The sequence below is a fragment of the Rahnella sp. ATs2 genome, from assembly GCF_051851855.1.
Classification (GTDB): domain Bacteria; phylum Pseudomonadota; class Gammaproteobacteria; order Enterobacterales; family Enterobacteriaceae; genus Rahnella; species Rahnella variigena.
On record NZ_JBLYPL010000024.1, the window covers coordinates 20,025 to 46,489 of the forward strand.

Sequence of the window (26,465 nt, forward strand, 5' to 3'; positions counted from 1 at the left end):
ATTTCATCTGTTCCGAGGCGCTTATTAACGCAAATTCCGTCCCCTCATCTGCCCGAACCCCTGACACGGCGCCGCGTCAGGGATTTGTGCTGACCCGCCACTGGCGCGACACGCCGCGGGGTACAGAGGTGGATTTATGGCTGGCGACAGACGACGGCCCGCAAAAAGTGCGTCTGCCCTTGCAGGAATCGGTGGCGTTTATTCCCGCTGAACAGCGTGCGGCGGCGGAGCGTATTCTCATTGATGAAAAAAATATTAGTCTGCGTCCGTTGCCGTTGCAGGATTTCCAATCCCGCGCCGTTCTTGGGCTTTACTGCCCGCAACACCGGCAGTTAATGCGGATTGAAAAACTGCTGAAAGATAATGGCGTCAATGTTTTCGAAGCGGATATCCGCCCGCCGGAACGCTTCCTGATGGAACGCTACATCACCGCACCGGTCTGGTTCAGCGGCAAACCCGGGCCGGACAAGCTGTTGCTGGACACCAAAATGAAACCGGCGGAAGATTACCGGCCGCCGCTGAAACTGTGTTCGCTGGATATCGAAACCAGCGGCAACGGCGAGTTGTATTGCATCGGGCTGGAAGGCTGCGGGCAGCGCCACGTTTATATGCTCGGCCCGCCCAACGGCGATCCGGATGCTCAGTTCGATTTCAACATGGTTTACGTCGACAGCCGCCCGCAGTTACTGGAAAAACTCAATGAGTGGCTGGAGACTTACGACCCCGATGCCATCATCGGCTGGAGCGTGGTGCAGTTCGACCTGCGCGTTTTACAGAAACATGCAGACCGCTACAAAATCCCGCTGAAATTCGGGCGCGGTGGCGGTGATCTTGAATGGCGTGAACATGGCTTCAAACAGGGGCACTTTTTTGCCGCTGCCGCTGGACGCCTGATTATCGACGGCATTGAAGCATTGAAATCCGCATTCTGGAACTTCAACTCGTTCAGTCTGGAATTCGTCTCGCAAAGTTTATTAGGCGAAGGCAAAGCCAGTGACAATCCCTATCAGCGGCTGGCCGAAATCGAACAGCGTTTTCGCGAAGATAAACCGGCGCTGGCACGCTATAACCTGAAAGACTGCGAACTGGTGACGCGTATTTTCGCCAAAACAGAGCTGATGCCATTTTTGCTGGAACGTGCCTCGGTGACGGGTCTGGCGGTAGATCGCAGCGGCGGTTCGGTAGCGGCGTTTACCCATCTTTATTTACCGCGCATGCACCGCGCCGGGTATGTCGCGCCAAATCTGGGCGAATTAGAGGGTGAAATGAGCCCTGGTGGCTTTGTAATGGATTCGCGCCCCGGTTTGTACGATTCCGTATTAGTGCTCGATTATAAAAGTTTGTACCCGTCGATTATTCGCACTTTTCTGATCGACCCGGTCGGGCTGGTTGCCGGACTGCAACAGCCTGACGACGAACACTCGGTGCCGGGTTACCGCAATGCCCGCTTCTCGCGGGAAAAACATTGTTTGCCGGAGATCGTCCGCCAGATCTGGATGGGCCGCGAGGAAGCTAAAAAGCAGAAAAATAAACCCCTCTCGCAGGCACTGAAAATCATCATGAACGCCTTTTACGGCGTGCTCGGCTCCAGCGGCTGCCGGTTCTTTGATCCGCGCCTCGCGTCTTCTATTACGCTGCGCGGGCACGACATTATGCGCCAGACCCGTGAACTGATTGAGGCCGAAGGCTATCAGGTGATTTACGGGGACACCGATTCCACCTTTGTCTGGCTCAATAAACCCCATTCACAGGAAGACGCCAGCGTCATTGGTCGTCATCTGGTGGAACAGGTTAATGTCTGGTGGAAAGCGCATCTGCAAAAGGAATACGGGCTGGAAAGCGCGCTGGAACTGGAATTCGAAACGCACTATCAGCGCTTCCTGATGCCGACCATCCGCGGTTCGGAAACCGGCAGCAAAAAACGCTATGCCGGCCTGGTGAATGACGCCGACGGCGAGCACATCGTTTATAAAGGGCTGGAAACCGTACGCACCGACTGGACGAAACTGGCGCAGGAGTTTCAGCAGGAACTGTATCAGCGCATTTTCCACCGGCAGCCATATCAGGATTACGTTCGCGATTATGTGGCGCGCACGCTCGACGGCGAATTTGATGACAAGCTGGTGTACCGCAAACGTCTTCGCCGCAAGCTGAGTGATTACGAAAAAAACGTTCCCCCGCATGTTCGCGCCGCGAGGCTGGCGGATGATTATAATGTTCAGCACGGGCGCGCAAAACAGTATCAGAACGGCGGCTGGATAAGTTACGTGATGACCACGTCCGGGCCTGAACCTCTGGAGAACCGCCAGTCCCCCATCGATTACGATCATTACATCGAACGTCAGCTGGAGCCGGTTGCCGACGGTATTTTGCCTTTCCTGCATGACGACTTTGCTACACTGATTACAGGTCAGATGGGATTATTCTGAGCAAAAAAAGGATTGCTCTTTGATTCGCAGGTGACGAAAGGCTTACCTTCCATTACCATAGCGCCCTTTCCCATTTCTGAAACATCCTCACACAGCGAACTACTCCGCGCCATCTGGCGGGGAAAGAAAACTATTGCCCGAGAAAGTTCACGGGCTGAACACGCATTGCGCAGTCGTCGTATACCGAGCAAACAACACAGAGAGAGATTATGCCGTTTACATTGGGTCAACGCTGGATAAGCGATACGGAAAGCGAATTAGGATTAGGGACCGTAGTAGCGCTGGACGTGCGCATGGTTACTCTGCTTTTCCCCGCCACCGGTGAAAACCGTTTGTATGCCCGAAATGATTCCCCGATCACCCGCGTGATGTTCAATCCCGGTGACACCATCAGCAGTCATGAAGGCTGGCAGTTACAGGTCGAAGAAGTCCTGGAAGATAAAGGCCTGCTGACTTACATCGGTACCCGTCTGGATACCGAAGAAACCGGCGTCGCGATGCGTGAAGTGCTGCTCGACAGCAAGCTGACGTTCAGTAAGCCGCAGGACCGTCTGTTTGCCGGTCAGATTGACCGTATGGATCGCTTCGCCCTGCGTTTCCGCGCCCGTAAATATCAGCGCGAGCAGTTCCGTCTGGAATTCGGCGGCCTGCGCGGTATGCGCGCCAGCCTGATCCCGCATCAGTTGCACATTGCTTACGAAGTCGGTCAGCGTCACGCGCCGCGCGTTTTACTGGCTGATGAAGTGGGTCTGGGTAAAACCATTGAAGCCGGTATGATTATTCATCAGCAACTGCTGTCTGGCCGTGCTGAGCGCGTATTGATCGTGGTGCCGGAAACCCTGCAACACCAGTGGCTGGTAGAAATGCTGCGCCGCTTCAACCTGCGTTTCTCTCTGTTTGATGACGACCGCTACGCTGAATCCGTGCATGAAGCGACTAATCCGTTTGAAACTGAACAGCTGGTGATCTGTTCTCTTGATTTCGTGCGTCGCAATAAATCCCGTCTTGAACAGCTTTCTGATGCGGCGTGGGACATGCTGGTGGTCGATGAAGCGCACCATCTGGTGTGGAGCGAAGACGCGCCAAGCCGCGAATATCAGGTTATCGAGCAACTTTCCCAGCAAATCCCGAGCGTTCTGCTGCTGACGGCGACGCCGGAACAACTGGGTCAGGAAAGTCACTTTGCGCGTCTGCGCCTGCTGGATCCGGATCGTTTCCACGATTACGAAGAATTCATTGAAGAACAACAGCAGTATCAGCCGGTGGCCGATGCCGTCACGCTATTACTCAACAAAGAACCTCTGACGCCGGAAGCGCTGGCGTTACTGGGTGAAAGTGTCGGCAACGCCGATACCGATGCCCTGCTGACCGCCGCCAATAAAGGCGATGAAGCGGCAGCGAAACAGCTGGTTTCCATGCTGATGGATCGTCACGGCACCAGCCGCGTGCTGTTCCGTAACACCCGTAACGGGGTGAAAGGTTTCCCTGAGCGCCATCTGCACGCGGTGAAACTGCCGCTGCCGACGCAGTATCAGACCGCGATTAAAGTCTCAGGCATTATGGGCGCGAAGAAAACCGCCGAAGCCCGTGCGCACGACATGCTGTACCCGGAGCAGATTTATCAGGAGTTCGAAGGCGAGAACGCCACCTGGTGGAATTTTGATCCGCGCGTCGAATGGCTGCTCGGTTATCTGACCGCTAACCGTGACGAGAAAGTGCTGGTGATCTGCGCCAAAGCCGCCACCGCATTGCAACTGGAACAGGTTCTGCGTGAACGTGAAGCGATCCGTGCCGCCGTGTTCCACGAAGGGTTGTCGATCATTGAACGTGACCGCGCTGCCGCTTACTTTGCTTCTCAGGAAGAAGGCGCGCAGGTGCTGCTGTGTTCCGAAATCGGCTCCGAAGGCCGTAACTTCCAGTTCGCCAGCAAAATGGTGATGTTCGATCTGCCGTTTAACCCGGATCTGCTGGAGCAGCGTATCGGGCGTCTGGATCGTATCGGCCAGCAAAATAATATCGACATCATGGTGCCTTACCTCGAACAGACCGCGCAGTCGGTGCTGGTTCGCTGGTTCCATGAAGGTCTGGATGCGTTCGAACATACCTGTCCGACCGGCCGTACCATTTATGACAGCGCATATGAACAACTGATTGCCTTCCTGGCCACGCCTGCCGAGCAGGCTGGTCTGGACGAGTTTATTCTCACATGTCGCGCCGAACATGATGCGCTGAAAGAGAAGCTGGAAAATGGCCGCGACCGTCTGCTGGAGATGCATTCCAACGGCGGCGAACGTGCGCAGCAACTGGCGAAGGAAATCGGCGAGCAGGATAACGACGTTAACCTGGTCAACTTTGCGCTGAATCTGTTCGATATCGTCGGCATCAATCAGGAAGATCGCAGCGACAATCTGATCGTACTGACGCCTTCCGATCACATGCTGGTGCCGGATTTCCCGGGGCTGCCGGAAGACGGTTGTACCGTCACCTTCGATCGTGAACAGGCGCTGTCCCGTGAAGATGCGCAGTTCATCAGCTGGGAACATCCGATCGTGCGTAACGGGCTGGATCTAATCCTGTCCGGCGATACCGGCAGCTGTGCGGTATCGATCCTGAAAAACAAAGCGCTGCCGGTCGGTACCCTGCTGGCTGAGCTGGTTTACGTGGTGGAATGTCAGGCGCCGAAACATCTGCAACTGACCCGTTTCCTGCCACCGACGCCGGTGCGCATGCTGATGGATCGTAAAGGCACCAATCTGGCGGCGCAGGTCGAGTTTGAGAGCTTTAACCGTCAGCTGAACGCCATCAACCGTCATAACTCCAGCAAGCTGGTGAATGCGGTGCAGCAGGATGTCCACGCTATGTTGCAACAGGCAGAAGCGGAAATCGCTGAGCAGGCACGCGCCCTGATTGAAGCGGCCAAAGTAGAAGCCGATGAGCAGCTGACCAAAGAGCTGGATCGCCTGAAAGCGCTGAAGGAAGTGAACCCGAACATTCGTGATGATGAACTGGAATCGGTAGACTCTAACCGGAAGCAGGTATTGGCGAATCTGAACGATGCCAGCTGGCGTCTGGATGCTATCCGCCTGGTGGTGGTCAGCCACCAGTAAGCCCGACGGGATGCAGCCGGTCTGCATCCCTTCTTTATTTCAACCTGAATACAGACTGAAACCGCTATGAGCGAACATCAACCGACAATTCCTGAGCCTTCCAAAACCCGGCCGCTGGAGAATTACAATCCACCGACCGATCCCTGGTTACAGGTGATTTTTCAGGATGAGCACATCATGGTGGTCAATAAACCGAGCGGGCTGCTTTCGGTACCCGGCAAACTGGCCGAGCATCAGGACAGCCTGATGACCCGGATTCAGCAGGAATTCCCAGAAGCCGAGTCGGTCCATCGTCTGGATATGTCGACCAGCGGTGTGATTGTGGTGGCGCTGACCAAGGACGCCGAGCGCGAACTAAAACGTCAGTTCCGCGAGCGTGAAACCAAGAAAGTGTACATCGCGCGGGTCTGGGGACGGGTTGAAGAAGATTACGGCATTATTGATTTACCGCTGATTTGCGATTATCCCAACCGGCCAAAGCAGAAGGTCTGCCATGAAACCGGTAAAAAGGCGCTGACGCAATACGAAGTGATGTCATGGGATGATGACGGCACCACACGGGTGAAACTGCGGCCAATCACCGGACGTTCGCATCAGCTGCGCGTGCACCTTCTGGCGCTGGGACATCCGATTCTGGGCGATAAATTCTATGCGCATCCGCAGGCACTGGCAGCAGCAGACCGTTTACAACTGCATGCACAGGAATTATCGTTCTATCATCCGATAACGGATGCGCCACTGGTGTTTAATTGCGAACCGGATTTTTAATCATTCAAACAATACATATTTCTTAAATCACTTTTAAGTAATATGTATTGTATTTCCATCATATTGTTTTATTAGGTTTTAACGCCCCGCAAAATAGTATATTCCCTGAGTCAGTTATTGACTGACCTGTCATTACTCTTCCTGCAACTGTTAACATCCCCTCCTTTTAATAATTTCATCCTCAGGGAAGATAATAATGAAATGGAAACCAAAGCTGCTCAGCAGCCTGATTGCATTGGCGCTTTTTGATGCCGATGCCGGTGTAATGCGCGAGGATGTCGCGGTTCAGGACTATCGTGATTTTGCTGAAAACCTTGGGAAATATGGTGCGGGTGAAGAAAATGTCGAAGTTTTTAAAACGGACGGCACGTCAGCGGGCATTCTTAACTTCCCTATGCCTGATTTTGGCGCCGTCAGCAGTCTGGGGTTCGCGACATTAATTTCTCCCTCTTATATTGTCAGCGTGGCCCATAACGGTGGATATACTTCCGTAGACTTTGGGAATCATGCGAAATACAGAACTACCTATAAACTGATTAATCGCAACATTGACCCGGAGTATTACACCAAAAATAAAGATTTCCATGTCCCGCGTTTAAATAAAGTGGTTACTGAAGCTGCACCGATGCCTGTCGCAGATCCCGCTGAGTTTACCACTGATAAAGAGCGTTATACCTATTTCGCACGCGCCGGATCCGGCACGCAATATCAGGTCGATCCTGTTACGCATAAAATGAAATATCTCGCGGATGCGTATGTCTGGAAATCGGGTGGCACGATTGTTAATCCTACCTTTCAGAGCGGGCAACTGAAGTGGATCAATTATGGTCCTACAGATTCACGCGTTCAGCCTTTCAGCAGTGCAATTCAGGCCGGTGACAGCGGCAGCCCGCTGTTTGTTTATGACAATAAAGAAAAAATCTGGAAAATTGTCGGGGTTTCACCCTGGAGCGGCGGTTACGGACCTTATAAATACGACAGCTATACCCTTTACATACAACAGGCTTTCATGGAGAGCGTGTTTGCCAAAAATATTGACCCGGATGTGACTGATATCGCTGCCGATGGCGACATTCACTGGACGGCGGCCAATATTACCCAGGGCGAAAACAGCTGGCAGTGGCACGGTGTTAACACGGCACTGCCTTCGCAGGCCACGAATGATGAACTCGATGCCTCCAAAGACCTGCGCTTTGCCGGTGATGGCGGCCTGATCGTACTCGACAGCGCGGTGAATCACGGTGCGGCAAAACTGCAGTTTTCCAACGATTACCGCGTCGTCTCTGCCGACGGAGCCAACAGCACCTGGGTGGGCGGCGGGATCGAAGTCGATGCGGGGAAAACCGTCGACTGGGAAGTCAATGGATTAGACGGAGACACCCTGCATAAAATCGGTGAAGGTACGCTGTACGTCAATGCCGTGGGCAATAATGGCGGCGCGCTGAATGTTGGCGACGGTCTGGTGGTTCTGGCACAACAAGCCAATGAAGCGGGTGAGCAAAAGGCCTTCTCCAAAATCACCATCGTAAGCGGGCGCCCGACGGTGCAGATCGGCGGTGAAAACCAGATTGAAAGCAGTGACATAAACTTTGGCTACCGTGGCGGTAATCTGGATCTGAATGGCTATGACATGGCTTTCAGCACCATCAATCACAGTGATTCTGGTGCAGCGATTATTAACAGCAATGCAGACCAGATCAGTACGCTGACGTTGAATAACTCAGATAACCAGACATTTATTGGCCATCTCGGCAGTAAAGAAACAGCATCAAATTTAAACGTCGATTATGCTCCTGATTCTTCTGCGGGCATCTGGGACCTGGCGGGCGGTGCCGATCTGAATCAGCTTTCCGTGCAAAACGGCATTCTAAGACTTGTCGGACGCCCGACACCGCATGCCGGCGGCACTGTTTTCAGTGATGATTGGATTGATGAAACCTATAATGTTAACCAGGTTGATGTCGCCAGCCATGCCACCCTGCGGGTGAATGAACATGCCACGCTGAATGCCAACGTTAAGCTCAATGAGCAGGCAAACATGATGCTGAACAGCAAATCACATTTGAGCGGTCAGGTTGAGTTAGCCTCTGGCAGTGTGATTTCCGTTGATCAGACAGACAATAAAACCACCAGCACTGATGGCAATAATGATGTGATCATAGATGCCGCCATTTCCGGTAACGGAACGCTGAAAAAAATGGCGCCGGGTGCGTTATATATCAACAGCGATAATACCTTCACCGGCTCAACCCATATTTACAGCGGCGCATTGATCCTCAACGGCTCCCTTACCTCGACCGTGACTATGGAACAAAACACCGTGCTGGCGGGAAACAGCACCGTCACAGATCTTATTCTGAAAGATGATGTTCAGCTTCTTCCTCAATGGCCAGCAGAGAGCGAAAGCGATGCCTTTGTGCCGGCAACACAAACCGTTAACGGCACACTCGCTGCAGGTAACAATAATCTGCTCAGCTTGCGCACACATTTCGACCCGAGTTTTGCGCAAACCGACAAGTTACTGATCAATGGCGACGTGGTTTCTTCAGCCCCTGTTATCGTTCAGGTCACACCTTCGGGTGCCGGCTTCTTCACCGACACCGATAATGACGGTGCAGCAGATAATCAGGAAGGGATTTCTCTGATTCAGGTAGCGGGTAACGCCACAAAAAACAGCTTCAAACTGGCGGGGGAATACGTCGCGCGTGGCGCTTATGCCTACAACCTTTACGCATTCGCGCCGGGACGCAGCTCCGAAGAGCAGCGTGATGTTGAAGGAAGCGGCGATCAGTTCTGGGACTATCGTCTGCAAAACAACATGCTGACTGAAGGCGATAACACAGTGCCTGTCGATAACACGCCGGTTCCGGATCCCACGCCGGATGACGGCGGCGACGATACGCCGGTTCCCGATCCGACACCGGATGACGGCGGCGATGATACACCGATTCCAGACCCAACTCCGGATGACAGCGACATACCTGTTCCTCCCGCTCCGACACCCGATGAGGATGATAACGGGAAAAATACACGCCCGGCTGTCACACCGCAGGTACCTTCCTATCTTTCATTACCTTCCGCCCTGCTGAGCTATAACAGCCGGGTGAATGAGACATTCCGTAACCAGACACTGGCGCAGGATGATAAAAAACTGCACATGTTCTTCCAGTACCTCAACGGAGAAGACAAATATCATTCCTCGTTGGGCTTTATGAATTATGGCTATGACTACACCCAGAAAGAAGAAGGCTGGTTGTTTGGCGGTAAAGTTCTGCAACTGGGTAATGATACTCACGCATTGGGACTGAGCCTCGGCCTTTCCAGCGCTAATCTGGATGTCACGCCGGATGCCGCCGATGGCAACAGCAAAACGCAATACACCACCTGGGGACTCTCTTCACTGCTTTCGTATCAGTATGTCAGCGGATTAACGGTGGATGTGGCTTCGGATGTCGCCATCTATGATGGCAATGTCTCGACCGACCTGCGCAGCGGTGAAGTGGCGGATATCAGTGCGAAATCCTTCGGCGGCTCTGTCGATGTAGGATATAAAATCCAGGCAGGCAATCATGAGCTGACGCCATCCGTTGGGTTTGGCGTTCAGCGACTGCAAGTCGATGATTTTACAGATGTTGATAATACCAAGGTGCATTATGACGATATCACCCGTCCGACTGCCCGCTTAGGGATGCGTTACCGCTACGACTGGGATACCGCGAATGCAGGTAAATGGGCGGTGACCGCCAATACCCTGTTCATTAAAGATCTCAGTGACGATGCGTCAGTGGACATCGGGGACACCTATAGCGACGTCAGCAACAGCTTCCGCAGTGGGGCAACAGGTAGCTCTGGTATGATCGATCTGGGGATTATCAGTAACCCGACACCAAATGTGTCACTGAACACCGGTGTGCAGTATCAGCACAGAATTGAAGATGAAGGGGTTGATTACTGGCAGGCGATTGCAGGCGTGAAGGTGAGTTTCTGATCCCTGACCGCATATGAAACGAAAAGCAAAAGGCGTCCTGGAATGGACGCCTTTTTTACGATGACGTTATTTAAAGCCTTTTTCGCGTTTGATCAGGTCATACGCCGCCTGTATCGCCTGCGCTTTTTCCTTGGCCATTTCCATCATTTCAGGTGGCAAACCTTTCGCCACCAGTTTGTCAGGATGATGCTCGCCCATCAGTTTGCGATAGGCACGCTTGATGGTCGTCGCGTCGTCGGTGGCATTCACGCCCAGCACTTTACAGGCATCCGCCAGCGTCGGGCCTTGCTGCGTCTGGTGATAACCGCCGCCATAGGAACGCCCGCCCTGCTGATGGCCGCCAAACTGCTGGCCGCCTTCCATCATGCGCAGGAACTGATCGAACTGCATCCGTGAAATACCCAGTTCTTCAGCAATCACATACAGCACTTCGCGTTCGTTAGGATGCAATGAACCGTCGGCATAGGCCGCCTGGATCTGAATTTCCAGAAAAGTCCGTATCAGGTCAAAACGACCAAAACACGCACTGCGCAGTTCACGCATTTTTTCCCGCAAAGGATAATTGGCTTCTTTGCCATCACGGAAGGCACGTTGCGCGGCTTCACGTTGCTCGCCATGCAGTTGCATACGTTCCATGTAAAGACTGGCGATCTGAATATCTGCTTCGGTAACTCTGCCTTTTGATTTAGTCAGATTCCCCATCACCTCAAAGGTGGTGCGGAAAAAGATGGTTTGACGTGTCTGCTGATCGGCAAAATATCCCCGGCGTTTCGCGGAACGCGCGGTATCAAACATATGCCCTATCACCAGCCCTGCAACAATTCCCCAGAAGCCTAAACCTGACCATAAGCCAAGGATAAGTCCGAGCAGTTTTCCCCAATACTGCATATACTCCTCAATTCGCCATGCCGTCGCTTAAAAATTGCTTTATCATAACCGGCATTTATCGTTGTGCCTAACGGCGGCAACGTAACCGGTGGGATTTAACACTAGCGCAACCATGATGAGTGAGATAGTCTCTGACCGTTTGCCGGCATGATGCCTCTGATGACGGAACACCATTTTACGTATGAAAAACAGACGTCTGAAAACACGCTTACCGACAATGCTGGCCGCCACAATCTGGTCAGTATTGTACAGTCACGGCGCAATGGCCGATCTCGCAGAACAATGTATGCTCGGCGTTCCGACCTATGACAAACCTTTGGTGCAGGGTGATCCTAACTCACTGCCTGTCACTATTAATGCCGATAAGGCGACAGGCAATTATCCCGACAGCGCGTTGTTTAGCGGCAACGTTAACGTTGTTCAGGGAAACAGCACACTGGACGCTGATCAGGTTCAGCTCAATCAAATCGCGAATCCTAATCAGCCAACGCCGACCCGAACCGCCACAGCGACCGGCAACGTGCGTTATAACGATAATCAAATCAAGCTGAAGGGCCCGAAAGGCTTTGCAAACCTGACCACAAAAGACACTGATGTTCAGGATGGTGATTATCAGATGGTTGGCCGTCAGGGTCGTGGCCAGGCTGACAAGATGAAGCAGCGTGACAATAACCGCTACACCATCATGGATAACGGCACGTTCACCACCTGTCTGCCCGGTGATAACAGCTGGAGCGTCGTCGGTTCAGAAGTGATTCAGGACCGTCAGGAAGAAGTGGCTGAGATCTGGAACGCACGTTTCCATATCGGCCCGGTTCCTGTGTTCTACAGCCCTTATATGCAGTTACCGATTGGGGATAAGCGCCGTTCCGGTTTCCTTATCCCTAACGCTAAATACAGCACCAACAATGGTTTCGGCCTGACAGTTCCTTATTACTGGAACATTGCGCCAAACTACGACGCCACGATCACGCCAAATTACATGAGCGATCGTGGTCTGCAGCTGCAGAACGAATTCCGCTACCTGACCGTCGCCGGTGCGGGTCTGATGGAGTTCGATTATCTGGGCAATGATAAGAAGATCGACGATCAGTTCCTGAAGGACGAAGGCCGTACCAGTGATAACACCACCAAACGCTGGATGTATTACTGGCGTCATTCAGGTGTTTACGATCAGGTGTGGCGCTTCAACGTCGATTACACCAAAGTCAGTGACCCTTATTACTTCACCGATTTCGATTCGAAATACGGTTCCAGTACCGATGGCTATTCCACGCAAAAATTCAGTGTAGGGTATGCGAATAAGAACTGGGATGTGACGCTGGCAAGTAAGCAGTTCCAGGTCTTCACTGATTATGGTAACAGCAATGCTTACCGTGCCCAGCCACAGCTGGACATTAACTATTATAAAAACGATGTAGGTCCGTTCGACCTGCACCTGTACGGTCAGGCGGTGAAATTCACCAGCGTGAACCCGGATAACCCGGAAGCGATACGTACGCACTTCGAACCTACGTTAAGCCTGCCGCTCAGTAATGGCTGGGGCAGTCTGGATAACGAAATCAAGCTGATGGCTACTCACTATCAGCAGGATATTCCAGATGCCTATTATGATGCGAACCCGGACACCAAACTGCGTTCATCCGTGAACCGCGTTATGCCTGAATTTAAAACCGACGGCAAAATGGTGTTTGACCGTACGATGGACTGGAACAGTGATTACACCCAGACCCTCGAGCCGCGAGTGCAGTACCTGTACATTCCGTATCGTAACCAGAGTTCGATCAATACCTATGACTCCACGTTGTTACAGTCCGACTACACCGGTCTGTTCCGCGATAAAAGTTACAGTGGCCTTGACCGCATCGCTTCTGCCAATCAGGTGGCGAGTGGTTTAACCACGCGTATTTACGACGAAAATCTGGAAGAGCGTTTTAACGCCTCTGCCGGACAGATTTATTACTTCCAGCCACCGCGCACTGGCGATCAGAACAGCGTGCTGGATAAAAATGATGACACCGGCAGCCTGGTTTGGGCAGGTGACACTTATTACAAAATCAATAACTTCTGGGGCGTTCGCGGCGGTGTGCAATATGACACCCGTCTTGATGCACTGGCGCTGGGCGATGCAGTGCTTGAGTATCGTGCTGACTCAGAGAAAATGATTCAGTTGAGCTACCGTTATGCCAGCCCGGAATATATTCAGGCGACATTACCTCAGGTCACCAACCCGGGGTATCAGGACGGTATTTCTCAGGTCGGCGGTATCGCCAGCTGGCCGATTGCCGATCGCTGGTCCATCGTCGGTGCGTATTATTACGATACCAAAGCACAGCAAAGCGCCGATCAGTTAATCGGCCTGCAATACAATACCTGCTGCTGGGCAATCAATGTCGGTTACGAACGTAAGATCACCAACTACGACACGACCAAGTCCGAAAGTAAGTATGACAATAAGATTGGTTTCAATATTGAACTTAGAGGCCTGGGTAACAATCAAACCCTCGGAACAAAAGAAATGTTGGCCACCGGCATACTGCCATATCAGCGAGCTTTCTAAGCCCGACGACGCTCTTGATTTCCTGTCTGCATGTCATTTCGTGCAGACAGGGCTGATTTAGTGAAGACACTACGAACTCAGTGAACTTGAAACCCGCGCTTGCGGATTAGACAAATGGAAAAAGTATGAAGAACTGGAGAACACTTCTCCTCGGCGTGACGCTTTGTGCCAGCACTGCGTTTGCTGCCCCTCAGGAAGTTGATAAAGTTGCTGCCGTCGTGAACAACGGCGTCGTATTGCAAAGTGACGTGGATGGTTTGTTTAATTCCGTTAAACAGCAGGCACAGCAGGCTAAACAACAGCTGCCGGATGACGCAACGTTACGTCACCAGATCCTCGATCGTCTGATCATGGATCAGATCCAGTTGCAGATGGCGACCCGTATGGGGATCACGCCAAACGATCAGGATGTCGATAAAGCCATCGCCAGTATCGCCCAGCAGAACAACATTTCTGTCGATCAGCTTCGCAGCCGTCTTGCATATGACGGTTTGAACTACAGCACCTACCGTGCCCAGATCCGCAAAGAAATGATCATCAGCGAAGTGCGTAACAGCGAAGTACGTCGTCGCGTTACGATCCTGCCTCAGGAAGTGGATCAGCTGGCCAAACAGGTTGCTGCGCAAAATGGCAGCGGTGCTGAATTCAACCTCAGCCACATCCTGTTGCCATTGCCAGAAAACCCGACGCAGGATCAAGTTGATTCTGCAGAACAGCTGGCGAAGAAAATCGTCTCTGATCTGAACAATGGTGCGGATTTCGGCAAACTGGCGATCACCTACTCTGCTGACTCCCAGGCGCTGAAAGGCGGCAACATGGGCTGGGGCAAATTGCAGGAACTGCCTTCCCTGTTTGCACAGGCGTTGAGCACCGCGCAGAAAGGTCAGGTTATCGGTCCGATCCGTTCAGGTGTTGGCTTCCATATCCTGAAAGTGAACGATATCCGTGGCGATAACAAAACCGTTTCCGTCACCGAAGTACACGCCCGCCACATCCTGCTGAAACCTTCAGTGGTGATGACCGATGCGCAGGCGCGTGCAAAACTGGAACAAGTGGCTGCGGATATTAAGAGCGGCAAAGCGACCTTCGCTGATGAAGCTAAACAGCTTTCTCAGGATCCGGGCTCTGCCAATCAGGGCGGCGATTTAGGTTGGGCTTCACCAGACATGTACGATCCGGCGTTCCGTGATGCCCTGATGAACCTGAAAAAAGGTGAAATGAGCGCACCGGTTCACTCCTCGTTCGGCTGGCATTTGATCCAACTGATGGACACCCGTCAGGTCGATAAAACAGATGCAGCACAGAAAGAACGTGCTTACCGCATGCTGTTCAACCGTAAATTTGCGGAAGAAGCTCAGACCTGGATGCAGGAACAACGTGCTGAAGCGTATGTGAAAATTATGGATGGTAATGGAAAATAATACTTCCGTGACAAAATCTGTGGTCATCACCCCCGGCGAGCCAGCCGGGGTTGGGCCGGATCTGGTACTTGCTCTGGCTCAGCAGGCATGGCCTGTTGAGTTAGTGGTATGTGCCGATCCGGCCTTACTGCTTGAACGTGCTGAGAAACTGGGTCTGAGTATTCAGTTGCGTGATTATCAGCAAGGCCGTCCGCCTGAGCCTCAGGCGGCAGGCACACTGACCGTTTTACCCGTTAACCTCGCCGCGCCTGTGACAGCCGGGAAACTGGATGTTGCTAATGCGCCTTATGTGGTTGAAACGCTGGTGCGTGCCTGCGACGGTGCCATCAGCGGCGAATTTTCCGCACTGATTACCGGTCCGGTTCAGAAAAGTATTATCAATGATGCCGGTATTCCCTTCATCGGTCACACCGAATTCTTCGCCGACCGCAGCCATTGCAACCGTGTTGTGATGATGCTGGCGACTGAAGAATTGCGCGTTGCGCTGGCGACTACGCACTTGCCTCTGCTGGCGGTGCCGGGTGCCATTACCCGTGAATGCCTGCATGAAGTCATCACCATTTTGCATCATGATCTGAAAACCAAATTTGGTATTACCGCGCCGAAAATTTATGTGTGTGGTCTGAATCCACATGCCGGCGAAGGTGGCCACATGGGGCACGAAGAGATCGACATTATCATTCCTGCACTGGACGAACTGCGCCAGCAAGGGATGGATCTCATCGGCCCGCTGCCCGCTGATACGTTATTCCAGCCTAAATATCTGCAACATGCCGATGCTGTTTTATCGATGTATCACGATCAGGGCCTTCCGGTGCTAAAATATCAGGGATTCGGTCGCGCAGTGAATATCACGCTTGGCCTGCCTTTTATCCGGACTTCCGTTGATCACGGTACCGCCCTTGAACTCGCCGCCACCGGCACCGCCGATGCGGGCAGTTTCAAGACAGCAATAAATCTCGCCATTCACATGGCAAATAACAGCAACGATAAATAACAACAATGAATAGTAGAGTCCACCAAGGTCACTTTGCCCGTAAACGTTTTGGGCAAAACTTCTTAACCGATCAGTTTGTTATCGATAGCATCGTGTCGGCCATTCACCCTATGCCGGGTGAAGCTGTCGTTGAAATCGGTCCGGGTCTGGCAGCATTAACTGAGCCTGTCGCTTCACGTCTGGACAGCATGACGGTGATCGAACTCGACCGTGATCTGGCAACGCGTCTGGAAAATAACCCTAAGTTTCAGGGAAAATTGCGGGTCATTCAGTCTGACGCAATGAAAATCAATTTCGGCGAGCTGTCTGAAGAACTCGGTCAGCCACTGCGCGTCTTTGGTAACCTGCCGTACAACATTTCTACGCCACTGATGTTTCATTTGTTCACCTATACCAACGCTATCAAAGACATGCATTTTATGTTGCAGAAGGAAGTGGTAAACCGTCTGGTTGCAGGTCCGAACAGCAAAGCGTATGGTCGTTTAACGGTGATGGCGCAATATTATTGCAACGTGATCCCGGTGCTGGAAGTTCCACCAGAATCCTTCACACCGGCGCCGAAAGTGGAATCCGCTGTGGTACGTTTAGTGCCGCATGAAGTGATCCCGTATCCGGTCCCGGATATTCGCATTCTGAGCCGTCTGACTACCGATGCGTTCAACCAGCGTCGTAAAACCGTACGCAACAGCCTCGGCCATCTGTTCACACCAGAGCAAATGACCGAACTGGGCTTAGATCTCAGCATGCGTGCTGAAAATATTTCTGTAGAGCAATTCTGTAAACTGGCTAACTGGTTGTCCACACGACCTAAAACCCCGGAACCTCAGGAGTAGCGTTATGCTTAATTCGCCCCGCGTTTGTGTTCAGGTGCAAAGTATCTACGTTGAGTCACAGTCGATACCGGAAGAAGAACGTTTTGTCTTCGCTTACACCATCACCATCCGCAATCTGGGGCGTTTTAATGTCCAACTGCTTCGCCGTTACTGGCTGATTACCAACAGTAATGGCCGCCAGACAGAAGTTCAGGGCGAAGGGGTCATCGGTGAACAACCGCTGATCCTGCCTGGCAATGAATTTCACTATACCAGCGGCGCGATTTTAGAAACGCCGCTGGGCACGATGGAAGGCCATTATGAAATGGTCGCACAAGACGGTGAAGCCTTCCGTGTGCCTGTTCCGGTCTTCCGCCTCGCCATCCCTACGCTGATAAATTAATCCTCATGTCGACATATCTTATTGGTGATGTTCACGGCTGCATCGATGAACTCAAGGCGCTATTGGCGCAGGTGGATTTTGATCCGCAAAATGATGTCCTGTGGCTGACCGGTGATCTGGTTGCCCGCGGTCCGTCCTCTCTTGACGTGCTGCGTTTTGTCAGCGGTTTGGGCGATTCGGTTCGCATGGTGCTAGGGAACCATGATCTGCATCTGCTGGCGGTTTACGCCGGCATCAGCTTTAACAAACCGAAAGATCGCATCACGCCTCTGCTTGAAGCCGAAGATGCTGATGAGCTGATCAACTGGCTGCGACGTCAGCCGGTATTGCAGGTAGACGATGAGCTGAAGCTGGTCATGGCACACGCCGGGATCACGCCGCAGTGGGATCTCGAAACGGCGCAGATGTGCGCCCGTGAAGTGGAATCCGTGCTGAGCAGCGACACCTATCCGCTATTTCTGGATGCGATGTATGGCGATATGCCAAACAACTGGCACCCGGAGCTTTCGGGCCTGGCACGCCTGCGTTTCAGCACCAACGCGTTTACCCGTATGCGCTACTGTTTCCCAAACGGTCAGCTGGACATGATTTGCAAAGATGTGCCGGAAAGCGCGCCAAAACCGCTCAAACCCTGGTTTGATATTCCGGGTCCTGTCCGGGAAGCGGGTTACAGCATTGCGTTTGGTCACTGGGCGTCTCTGGAAGGAAAAGGCGCGCCGGAAGGTATTTACGCACTCGATACCGGCTGTTGCTGGGGCGGAGATCTGACGATGCTACGCTGGGAAGATAAAACCTACTTCACGCAGCCGTCCAACCGCCACAGCGAAAAAGAGCAGTCTGAGATCCCAAAAGCGATTTAATAAACCGCAGACATTCAGACAGCAAAAAGGCACCTTCAAGGGGTGCCTTTTTTATTTCAGGTTGATCAGGGATCAGGCGCGGCGATCGAGAATTTCAAAGCAATAACCGTGGGAGTTCTGCTCATCCGCATCATGGAATTCGCTGAAGGTGCTTTCCCAGTCATCCGGCTCGTAATCAGGGAAATGTGTGTCGCCTTCCACTTCTGCATCGATGTGAGTCAGGTATAAACGGTTAGCTTTTGGCAGCAACTGCTCGTAAACGCGGCCTCCGCCCATCACCATCACTTCTTCCACATCACCGGCCGCCGCCAGTGCAGCGTCAACGGACGTTACCCAGGTCACGCCTTCATGTTCGCCCGGTTTAGAGCTGATGACGATATTCAGCCGGCCAGGCAATGGGCGTCCGATTGACTCAAACGTCTTGCGTCCCATGATGACAGGTTTGTTCAGCGTATTACGCTTGAACCAGGCCAGATCACCGGGTAAATGCCAAGGCATAGCGTTTTCCATGCCAATAACGCGATCGGTCGCCAGTGCGGCGATCAGGCTAATAATCATTGTGAAGCCCTGTGTAGAGAAGGAATTGGAGCGTGACCCGAAAAAAGAGCTGACACTATACGGAAAGCCCTATCAGCCGTCGATAGGAAGACCTGCGCTTTACAAAGATATAAGAGAGCTTTAACCCTGCCGGGATATTCCCCGTCAAAAGTGCCAGTTCAGCCCCTGAAGAGTGGTCAAAAGCCGGAAGCTTTCGCCGTAATTCAGTCGAAAATGCTAAACCGTTTATCTTCATTTCGTCCTGTATATCCATGTTGTACAACATCCCTTACACACCGGGGCGTTTACGGTACAGCCACAATCCCGGTAATGATAATCCGATAGATAAAGCTCCGACGATAAAACTGGCTTTCAGAAAATTGGTAAGCGCCGTCGACAGCAATGCCTCGCTGTAGCCAAGGTGAGAAATCTCCACCACGGAAATCATCGCCGTGTAGGCTGATATACCGGGGAACATCGGTATAACGGCGGCAACGGTGAAAACTTTAGGATGCGCCAGCAACCAGCGTGACCAGCGAATGCCCATAATGCCAATCAGTATAGCCGCCAGCAGGGACGCCCACTCAATGTTGATCCCGCCATGAATAAGTAACATCCGGGTGCCATGGCCGAGCCCGCCAAGCAGTGCGCAATAGGGTAATGCCCGGCGTGGAACATTAAACACCATCGCAAAGCCCAGCGCAGGCACCGCGGCAAAAATCATGTCCTCGATCAGCGCCCATAAAAGACTCATGACCACCCCCGCAAATCCCACAGCGCCATGGCCATGACCACACCGATGCAGGTTGCCAGCGTCAGCAGACTTGCCATCGTCCAGCGTGCCAGCCCGGTATTCACATGCCCCTTGAACATATCCGCCACAGCGTTAATCAGCGGAAAACCCGGCACCAGCAATAATACGCTGGCGGCCATGGCGACGTTTGACGACTGATCAAAAATGCCCAGCCGCAACAACAGCCCTGAAATGGAGGTCGCCACAAATGCAGTACAGCAAAAGTTGATCAGCGGATTCATGTGCTGCGCAGTCAGACTTTGGCGAACGGCCATAGCGACGCCGCTGGCTAAAAAGGTGACGATGAAAGCATCCCATCCGCCGCCGTTAAGTTTGCTGAAACACCCGCAGGAGAGCGCCACCATCAACACCATCAGCCAGCGCGGATAGCGCAGCGGTTTGATTTTTTGCAGGCGTTTTGCCACCAGCGCGCTGTCGAGCAGTTTATGCTCAGCCAGGATCACCGTGTGCTGGACTTCGGTCACCACCTGCATGTTGATCCCGCGATCGACATTCTTACGCGTTGAGGTCAGGCAGTAACCGCCGCTGAGCGTGCTGAGCACAATGGCATTGGCGGAGATTGAGCTTTCCACCCGGTCCATGCCCAGCGCGACACCAAGTCTTGCCGACAGCTGTTCGACCAGCATACTTTCCGCGCCATGCTGCAACAGCATCAGGGCACATTCGATGCATAACCGGGTAATTTCACGCTGATGATGCGCCTCGGGGCTTTCACGCACCGGGTATTCTATGACCGGATCCTGCATACCATTCACCGTCCGCAAAAAAAGCAATAAGAGTGATTTAACTTACTGAGGATTGGCGTATCATGCCGCCTTCTTTTGCTCCGAACATTGACGACGGTTATTTTCATGCTTGAAACCACCCTTTTTGTTGCCAGTATTGCCTTCCTCGGCATGCTTTCTCCCGGCCCTGATTTCTTTCTGGTGATCAAAAATGCGGCCCGCTATCCGCGCATTGCGGCACTCATGACGTCGCTGGGTGTGATTTGCGGCGTGATTACGCACATGTCTTACTGCGTGGCGGGTCTGGCAGTGGTGATCACCACTACGCCGTGGTTATTCAATTTGCTGAAATACGTCGGTGCCGTGTATCTGATCTGGGTGGGTATTCAGGCGTTGTTCTCCCGCAGCAACAGCAAAATGAACCTCGACGGGCTCGAGCCGCAGCAGGTGAAATTACGCACGGCGTTCGTGCAGGGTTACCTGTGTAATCTGCTGAATCCTAAGGCGACGCTTTTCTTCCTGGCGATGTTTACTCAGGTTTTGCAGATCAACTCCACCGTCGGTGAAAAGCTGTGGTACGCCTCGATAATCGTGGGTTTGTCTGCTATCTGGTGGCCGTCACTGGCCTTGCTGATCCAGAGCCCGCCGGTACGTCGCGGTCTGGCAAAAGCACAAAAAATTATCGATAAGCTGCTGGGTGGCGTGCTGATTGGTTTAGGTATCAAAGTCGCACTGAGCTGATTTGTACTGAATCAGGAAAGAAAAAAACCGGTGCATCAGGCACCGGTTTTGTATTTTGAATCTGTTTACCCCTTCGCTTCAATCACCTCATTCTCCGGGGCTTTTCCGTCAATACTGCCGCGCCAGCCCTGTTGCTGACCGGAAGCCAGACGCTCCTGATCCTGCTCAATAGCTGCCGTCAGCATATCTTTCGCACGCTGCATACTGGCGATGCGGAATTCGGTATCTTCGTAATTCTCGATAGTCGCTTCCAGCATTTTCAGGTTATAGCGGCGGAACAAATCGGCTTTCTCACGGGCTTCATAAGCATCCAGCCCCAGCGCTTCCAGCACATCACGACCGACGCGCAGTGAACCTTCAAACAGTTCACGCTCCGGCGCTTCTACACCTAACTGGCGCAACTGATACCAGTGATCAACGTCACGCGCACGGGCAATCACTTTCAGGTTCGGGAAATGCTCTTTCGCCAGCGCGGTCAGCTGAAGGTTGGCGTCCACATCATCAATGGCGTTAATCAGGACTTTAGCCTGCGCCGCGCCTGCCGATTCCAGCAAATCCACGCGCGTGGCATCGCCGTAAAATACTTTGGTACCAAATTTGCGCAGCGTTTCAATATGGTCAGGATCGTGGTCAAGAACCACGGTATGAACGTTGTTGGCCAGTAACAGACGACCGGCAATCTGACCAAAACGACCGAATCCGGCGATAATAACCTGCGCATTTTCTTCATCGATGGTGTCTTGCGGACGGTCATCTTTTGGCGCATTGCGTTCAAGACGCGCCGACAACACCAGCAGTAATGGCGTCACCGCCATAGAAAGTGCAACGGCCAGCGTCAGCGCTTTTGACCATTCCACCGGCAACACACCGGCCATCTGCGCCGTACTGAAAATCACGAACGCGAATTCACTGCCCTGCCCGATTAAGATGGCAAACAGGCCGCGCTGCTTTTTCGGCACACCCAGCCACGGCGCAATCAGCCACAGCAAAGCGGCTTTCAGCGCCATAAATCCGACCAGCAATGTGGCGATCAGCAACGGCTGATGGACCAGCGTGCCGAAGTCGATAGACATCCCGACGCCGATAAAGAACAGGCCGAGCAGCAGGCCTTTAAACGGCTGAATATCGCTTTCCAGCGCGTGACGGTATTCAGAACTCGCCAGCAATACGCCTGCCAGAAATGCGCCCATCGCCATCGACATACCGGCCATTTCCAGCAAAATGCCGAAACCGAATACAAGAAACAGCGCAACGGCACTGAACACTTCTCGCATGCCGGAACGTGCCACGAAGTGCAGTAATGGCCGCGTGACATAGCGTCCGAGCAGAATAACCAGCACCAGCGCACCGGCCACTTTTGCCGCTGACAAACCAAAACTCATCAGCGTGGTGGCTTCGCCGGTACTTGCCAGTAACGGGATCATCGCCACCAGCGGGATCGCCGCGATATCCTGAAACAGCAATACCGCAAACGCGCTGCGGCCAATGGGTGACGCGGTCAGGCTGCGCTCACTCATCGCCTGCATGGCTATGGCCGTTGAGGACAGCGCCAGCGTCAGGCCAATCAGCAACGCGATTTTCCAGTCCAGCCCGAGGAAGTAACAGAACGCGCTGAGCACCACGCCGCAGCCGACCATCTGAATACTGCCGCCGCCGAATACTGAGGCACGCATGGTCCATAACCGTTTGGGATCCAGCTCCAGACCGATGACAAACAGCATCAGCACCACGCCGATTTCCGCAAAGGTCAGAATCGACTCCGCATCTGACACCAGCTTCAGCCCCCACGGACCGATAATGCAGCCGGCGATCAAATAACCGAGCACGGAACCCAGCCCCAGCCGCACCGCAATCGGCACAAACAGCGCCGCCGAGCCGAGATAAATCAGGCCTTCGATCATCAGGTTATGGTTATCCAAGACTCACCTCCGGCGGACAGCCTTCTTTCAGACTCAGACAAGCCGTTAAACGCCGGCGATATTCCTCGCCCGCCGCCTTCAGCGCCACTTCATCACAAATAAAGGTGTTGTGGACGGCAAAATACGGCAGCCAGTGCATACCGCAATAAATGGCTGTCGCCTGTAACGGCTGCGCCAGCACGTCGAAATCAGGGTGATCACCCAGTTCGAAATGGTGCTCGTTGCCACCGGTCGTCACCGCCCACAGGCAATGTTTTCCGTTCAGCGCATTGCCTTCGTGACCGTAGGCCCAGCCATGCTCAAGCACTTTGTCGATCCACAGTTTCATCAGCGGCGGCAGGCTGTACCATTGGATGGGATGCTGAAAAACCACCAAATCCGCGCGTTCAACCGCTTTCTGTTCAGCGGCGATATCGATATTGAAATCGGGATAGAGGTCGTAAAGCGAGCGCACTTCAACATTGGGCAAATCACTGACGGCAGACAGCAGCCCCTGATTGGCTCTTGAATGACGCGGATAAGGATGGGCGTAAATTATTAAAATCATCAGTGAACTCATATCGACAAAATATGCATTCATCATAAAGTATTTTTAACATTTATTAACTGCCGTATACACGATGAAAAACAGGGCCCTCAGGCCCTGTTGATTTAGATGAAAGGTTTACGGGCAACTTACTGCCCCGAGATCCAGCCAGTTGTCACCCGCAACCGGCGTCACTCCCTGTGTCCAGACTTTCGCTTTCCAGTTATGGCCGCCGTAAGTGGCCATTTCACCCTGAACATAGGTAGCCGCATTGTCGTAAGGCAAAGTGATATTGCTGACGAGTTGCCACTGATCGCTGCTGCGCAATGGCGGATTGTTTTGCGTCCAGTATTTCGCCTTCCATATCAGCTGGTTGTAGCTTACGGCATCACCGGTATTGTAGATTTTGCTGCTGTCCCAGGCTGCCACTTGTGCCGCTGCAGGATCCGTTGTCACGCCACATCCGCCTGAGGTCGCCGGATTTACTGTCAGCTGTAAGCTGGCCATGCCGGATGATTTTCCGTCGCTGACCACAACACTGACCTGATAAACCGTGCTGGTGGTGACCGCCGGAGCGGTAACGTTGATGGAGCTTGTCGTCAGCGAGCTGGCGCTCAGACCGGCGGCCAACGTCCACTGATACGTGAGCGGATCGCTGTTAGCATCCGTCGCCTGTGCCACCAGCGCGAAGGTATTACCTGCCGTCACGGTCATGGTCGCTGGCAGCGTCACCACCGGCGGCTGGTTCGCCTGAACCGCCGAGTTTGTCACCTGAACCTGCGCAGTAGCGCTCAGTCCTTGCGGGTCGGTGACTTTGAGCTGGAATACCCACACCTGATCTTGTGTGGTAGTCAGGACGTTAAACTGCGCTTTGGCTTTGTCTGCATTAGTCAGCGTCACTGCCGGGCCGGAGATTTTGGTCCACAGATACGTCAGCGCACTATTTTCCGGGTCTCGGGAGGCTGAACCATCAAGTACCACGGTAACCGGACCGGTCACGTTCTGATTCGTTCCCGCACTAGCCAGCGGCGCAAGATTTGTAGTGCCGCCGCCGCTGCCATCCCCTAACCCTTCATGCATGGCATTCAAAATATCGCCGTTATCTGCGTCGATTTCCCATGCGAACAGGCCGCCAAGCTGATTAGCCAGAACGTATTTACCTTTGGCAATCACTGAACGGTTGTCATCGTAAGTGATCAAATCACCGGTGGAAGGCTTCCACAAATACGGGGCTTCAGCCGCCGGATCATAGTTGTACTGCCAGTCACTGCTGGCTTTAAGCTTCGCCACCTGACGGTAATCGAGAATGCCATTTTCCCAGGTCCCTGCGGTCGGGCCCGTCGCGGTGCCGGTGAAAGGATCGTTATTCTGGAAATTCTTCACTCCTGTCCAGCCGCGTCCGTACATAGCGGCACCCACCACGATTTTGCCCGGCGTCACGCCCTGTGAAAGCAATGCCTGCACGCCATGATCGGTGGTGTAATCGGTATCGGGTTTCGAGGCGGAACCGTATAAGGCGGTTTGATGCCCCAGCGTCGTCAGTGAGAAAGCCCCATAGAAGTCGTAGCTCATCAGGAATATGTGATCCATATACTGCTGCGCGGAACTGTAATCCACGTTATCAATTTTGTCCCTGCCTGCACTGATCGCCGAACTCAGTTCGTAGGTTTTTCCTGTCTGGGCTGACAATTCATTAAGCATCGCCCGCAGATCTTTCATCAGCTGCACATAGGTATCGCCATCCGCCGTGCTGCCCAGCGCCGGGTTTTCACCGCCACCACCCGGAAATTCCCAGTCAATATCCACACCGTCAAAGAACTTCCAGGTTTGCAGAAATTCTTTTACCGAGGCCACGAAGACATCCCGCTTCGCCTTATCCTTCATGAAATAGAACGGGTCTGACAACGTCCAGCCACCGATGGAAGGGACAATTTTCAGGTTTGGATAGGCTTTCTTCAGCGCCATCAGCTGACCAAAGTTACCTTTATAAGGTGCTGAATATTCACTGACGCCTTGCTGAGGCATCTGCACCGCAGCCCAGGGATCGTGTATCGCAACTTTAAAATCCTGACGCCCCGCACAGGCGCGTTGCAAGGCCTGAAAACTGCCCTCAATGCTTTTTAAACTGTCGTTAATCCCGTCCCCGCCGCAAATCGGCGTGAAGCCGTACAGGATATGTGTCAGGTTCTGCGCAGGGATTTTATCCACGGAGAATCCGCGACCATACACGCCCCACTCAACAAAATATGCGCCAACGACCTTGCCAGACTTGTTGTTATAAGGCTGGTTGTTTTCCTTCAGCGTGCTGGTTAACGGTAGCAGATGACTGCCGTCGGTATCTGCCACCACAATTTGTTTGGCATCGCTGGTGGTACAACCTTCGCTGTTACATAAGGCGACCTGTAACTGATAACGCCCGCCTTTATTGACAGCAAACGTGGCGCTGCCTGTCGCGCCTGAGGGACCGCTCCAGACCTGCGCACCATTGAGTAAAACTTTGGCCGTCTGGCCCGCGTCGCCGGTCCATAAATTCCAGGTGACCGTCACATCCGCCGCATTTTTTACCGTCACCAGCTGGTTATAGGCCGAGGCAGACTGATTGATATCAACAATGGCAAAGGTGGTTTCATCCGCGCCAAGGGTTGGCTTTCCGGGTAGAGCCGCCTGTGAGACCGGCGCAAGTACCGTGCCGATAAGCAAAGCCAGAAGGCTGACAGGAGTTTTGTACATGTGAAATTCCTCATTTTTTGACTGGAAGCGCTGCAAGAAGGGTTAATTCTCGATGTGAACTAACCAAGGCTTCGAGTATAAAATCAGACATAAACACATAACAATAATTAAACATTAAAACAACATGACACTCATCACATTAACCTGAAATATCGATCTAAAAGAATAAGTTACATCAAAACCCTCTTTCATATGAAGATACCAATACATAAAAAATATGATTTGAATGTTAAACATAAT

Annotated in this window: 18 protein-coding genes; 11 read left to right on the top strand and 7 right to left on the bottom strand. The window is 52.8% G+C overall.

What is annotated here, in order from left to right; all coding sequences use genetic code 11:
- The first annotated feature begins 23 nt into the window (after positions 1-23).
- The 4 genes from ACJY2G_RS21490 to ACJY2G_RS21505 all read left to right on the top strand — a co-directional run bounded on the left by ACJY2G_RS21490 (position 24) and on the right by ACJY2G_RS21505 (position 10,292).
- Positions 24-2,429 carry a DNA polymerase II gene (locus ACJY2G_RS21490; RefSeq protein WP_430320811.1) on the top strand — a complete coding sequence of 802 codons (2,406 nt, stop codon included), beginning with the start codon at positions 24-26 and terminating at the stop codon, positions 2,427-2,429.
- A 209-nt stretch (positions 2,430-2,638) separates the two neighbouring features.
- Positions 2,639-5,536 (top strand): RNA polymerase-associated protein RapA, encoded by a 2,898-nt coding sequence (rapA, locus tag ACJY2G_RS21495; protein ID WP_426784992.1) that lies wholly within the window; start codon positions 2,639-2,641, stop codon positions 5,534-5,536.
- Positions 5,537-5,602: 66 nt separating this feature from the next.
- Complete coding sequence (gene rluA, locus ACJY2G_RS21500; RefSeq protein ID WP_430320802.1) at positions 5,603-6,304, top strand: bifunctional tRNA pseudouridine(32) synthase/23S rRNA pseudouridine(746) synthase RluA; 702 nt, start codon at positions 5,603-5,605, stop codon at positions 6,302-6,304.
- A gap of 196 nt (positions 6,305-6,500) precedes the next feature.
- Positions 6,501-10,292 (top strand): S6 family peptidase, encoded by a 3,792-nt coding sequence (locus ACJY2G_RS21505; RefSeq protein WP_430320803.1) that lies wholly within the window; start codon positions 6,501-6,503, stop codon positions 10,290-10,292.
- A 66-nt stretch (positions 10,293-10,358) separates the two neighbouring features.
- Here the strand turns inward: ACJY2G_RS21505 and djlA are convergent, their stop codons facing one another.
- Positions 10,359-11,180, bottom strand: coding sequence for a co-chaperone DjlA (gene djlA, locus ACJY2G_RS21510; protein WP_112286975.1), 822 nt, complete (start codon positions 11,178-11,180; stop codon positions 10,359-10,361).
- Between the two features lie 181 nt (positions 11,181-11,361).
- On the opposite strand from djlA, the gene lptD reads away from it, so the two are divergent.
- The 6 genes from lptD to apaH all read left to right on the top strand — a co-directional run bounded on the left by lptD (position 11,362) and on the right by apaH (position 18,233).
- Positions 11,362-13,740, top strand: a complete 2,379-nt coding sequence (lptD, locus tag ACJY2G_RS21515; protein ID WP_112286976.1) for an LPS assembly protein LptD — start codon at positions 11,362-11,364, stop codon at positions 13,738-13,740.
- 125 nt (positions 13,741-13,865) lie between these two features.
- Positions 13,866-15,161: a peptidylprolyl isomerase SurA gene (gene surA / locus ACJY2G_RS21520; protein ID WP_120161942.1), complete on the top strand. Its 1,296-nt coding sequence runs from the start codon at positions 13,866-13,868 to the stop codon at positions 15,159-15,161.
- Positions 15,151-16,158, top strand: coding sequence for a 4-hydroxythreonine-4-phosphate dehydrogenase PdxA (gene pdxA, locus ACJY2G_RS21525; RefSeq protein ID WP_430320804.1), 1,008 nt, complete (start codon positions 15,151-15,153; stop codon positions 16,156-16,158). The genes surA and pdxA overlap by 11 nt, the downstream gene beginning before the upstream one ends.
- A 5-nt stretch (positions 16,159-16,163) precedes the next feature.
- Positions 16,164-16,991: a 16S rRNA (adenine(1518)-N(6)/adenine(1519)-N(6))-dimethyltransferase RsmA gene (gene rsmA / locus ACJY2G_RS21530; protein ID WP_120161943.1), complete on the top strand. Its 828-nt coding sequence runs from the start codon at positions 16,164-16,166 to the stop codon at positions 16,989-16,991.
- Positions 16,992-16,995: 4 nt separating this feature from the next.
- A complete protein-coding gene (gene apaG / locus ACJY2G_RS21535; RefSeq protein ID WP_112286979.1) occupies positions 16,996-17,373 on the top strand; it encodes a Co2+/Mg2+ efflux protein ApaG in 378 nt (125 codons plus the stop codon).
- 5 nt (positions 17,374-17,378) lie between these two features.
- Positions 17,379-18,233 carry a bis(5'-nucleosyl)-tetraphosphatase (symmetrical) ApaH gene (gene apaH, locus ACJY2G_RS21540; RefSeq protein WP_112286980.1) on the top strand — a complete coding sequence of 285 codons (855 nt, stop codon included), beginning with the start codon at positions 17,379-17,381 and terminating at the stop codon, positions 18,231-18,233.
- 72 nt (positions 18,234-18,305) lie between these two features.
- Here apaH and folA read toward each other — a convergent pair whose 3' ends face one another.
- The 3 genes from folA to ACJY2G_RS21555 form a co-directional block, all read right to left on the bottom strand.
- Complete coding sequence (gene folA / locus ACJY2G_RS21545) at positions 18,306-18,791, bottom strand: type 3 dihydrofolate reductase (protein ID WP_013577047.1); 486 nt, start codon at positions 18,789-18,791, stop codon at positions 18,306-18,308.
- Positions 18,792-19,059: 268 nt separating this feature from the next.
- Entirely contained in the window at positions 19,060-19,524 is a 465-nt protein-coding gene (locus ACJY2G_RS21550) for a threonine/serine exporter (RefSeq protein WP_167459622.1), read from the bottom strand.
- On the bottom strand, positions 19,521-20,330 hold the full coding sequence (locus ACJY2G_RS21555; protein ID WP_430320805.1) for a threonine/serine ThrE exporter family protein: 810 nt from the start codon (positions 20,328-20,330) through the stop codon (positions 19,521-19,523). The genes ACJY2G_RS21550 and ACJY2G_RS21555 overlap by 4 nt, the downstream gene beginning before the upstream one ends.
- Positions 20,331-20,435: 105 nt before the next feature.
- Here ACJY2G_RS21555 and ACJY2G_RS21560 point away from each other — a divergent pair, with 105 nt between their 5' ends.
- Positions 20,436-21,050: a LysE family translocator gene (locus ACJY2G_RS21560; RefSeq protein WP_112286983.1), complete on the top strand. Its 615-nt coding sequence runs from the start codon at positions 20,436-20,438 to the stop codon at positions 21,048-21,050.
- 65 nt (positions 21,051-21,115) lie between these two features.
- On the opposite strand, the gene kefC is transcribed toward ACJY2G_RS21560, so the two are convergent.
- The 3 genes from kefC to ACJY2G_RS21575 form a co-directional block, all read right to left on the bottom strand.
- Positions 21,116-22,969 carry a glutathione-regulated potassium-efflux system protein KefC gene (gene kefC / locus ACJY2G_RS21565; RefSeq protein WP_120161947.1) on the bottom strand — a complete coding sequence of 618 codons (1,854 nt, stop codon included), beginning with the start codon at positions 22,967-22,969 and terminating at the stop codon, positions 21,116-21,118.
- Positions 22,962-23,516, bottom strand: coding sequence for a glutathione-regulated potassium-efflux system oxidoreductase KefF (kefF, locus tag ACJY2G_RS21570; RefSeq protein ID WP_037033576.1), 555 nt, complete (start codon positions 23,514-23,516; stop codon positions 22,962-22,964). The genes kefC and kefF overlap by 8 nt, the downstream gene beginning before the upstream one ends.
- A 117-nt stretch (positions 23,517-23,633) precedes the next feature.
- On the bottom strand, positions 23,634-26,225 hold the full coding sequence (locus ACJY2G_RS21575; protein WP_439292109.1) for a glycosyl hydrolase family 18 protein: 2,592 nt from the start codon (positions 26,223-26,225) through the stop codon (positions 23,634-23,636).
- Positions 26,226-26,465 lie beyond the last annotated feature (240 nt).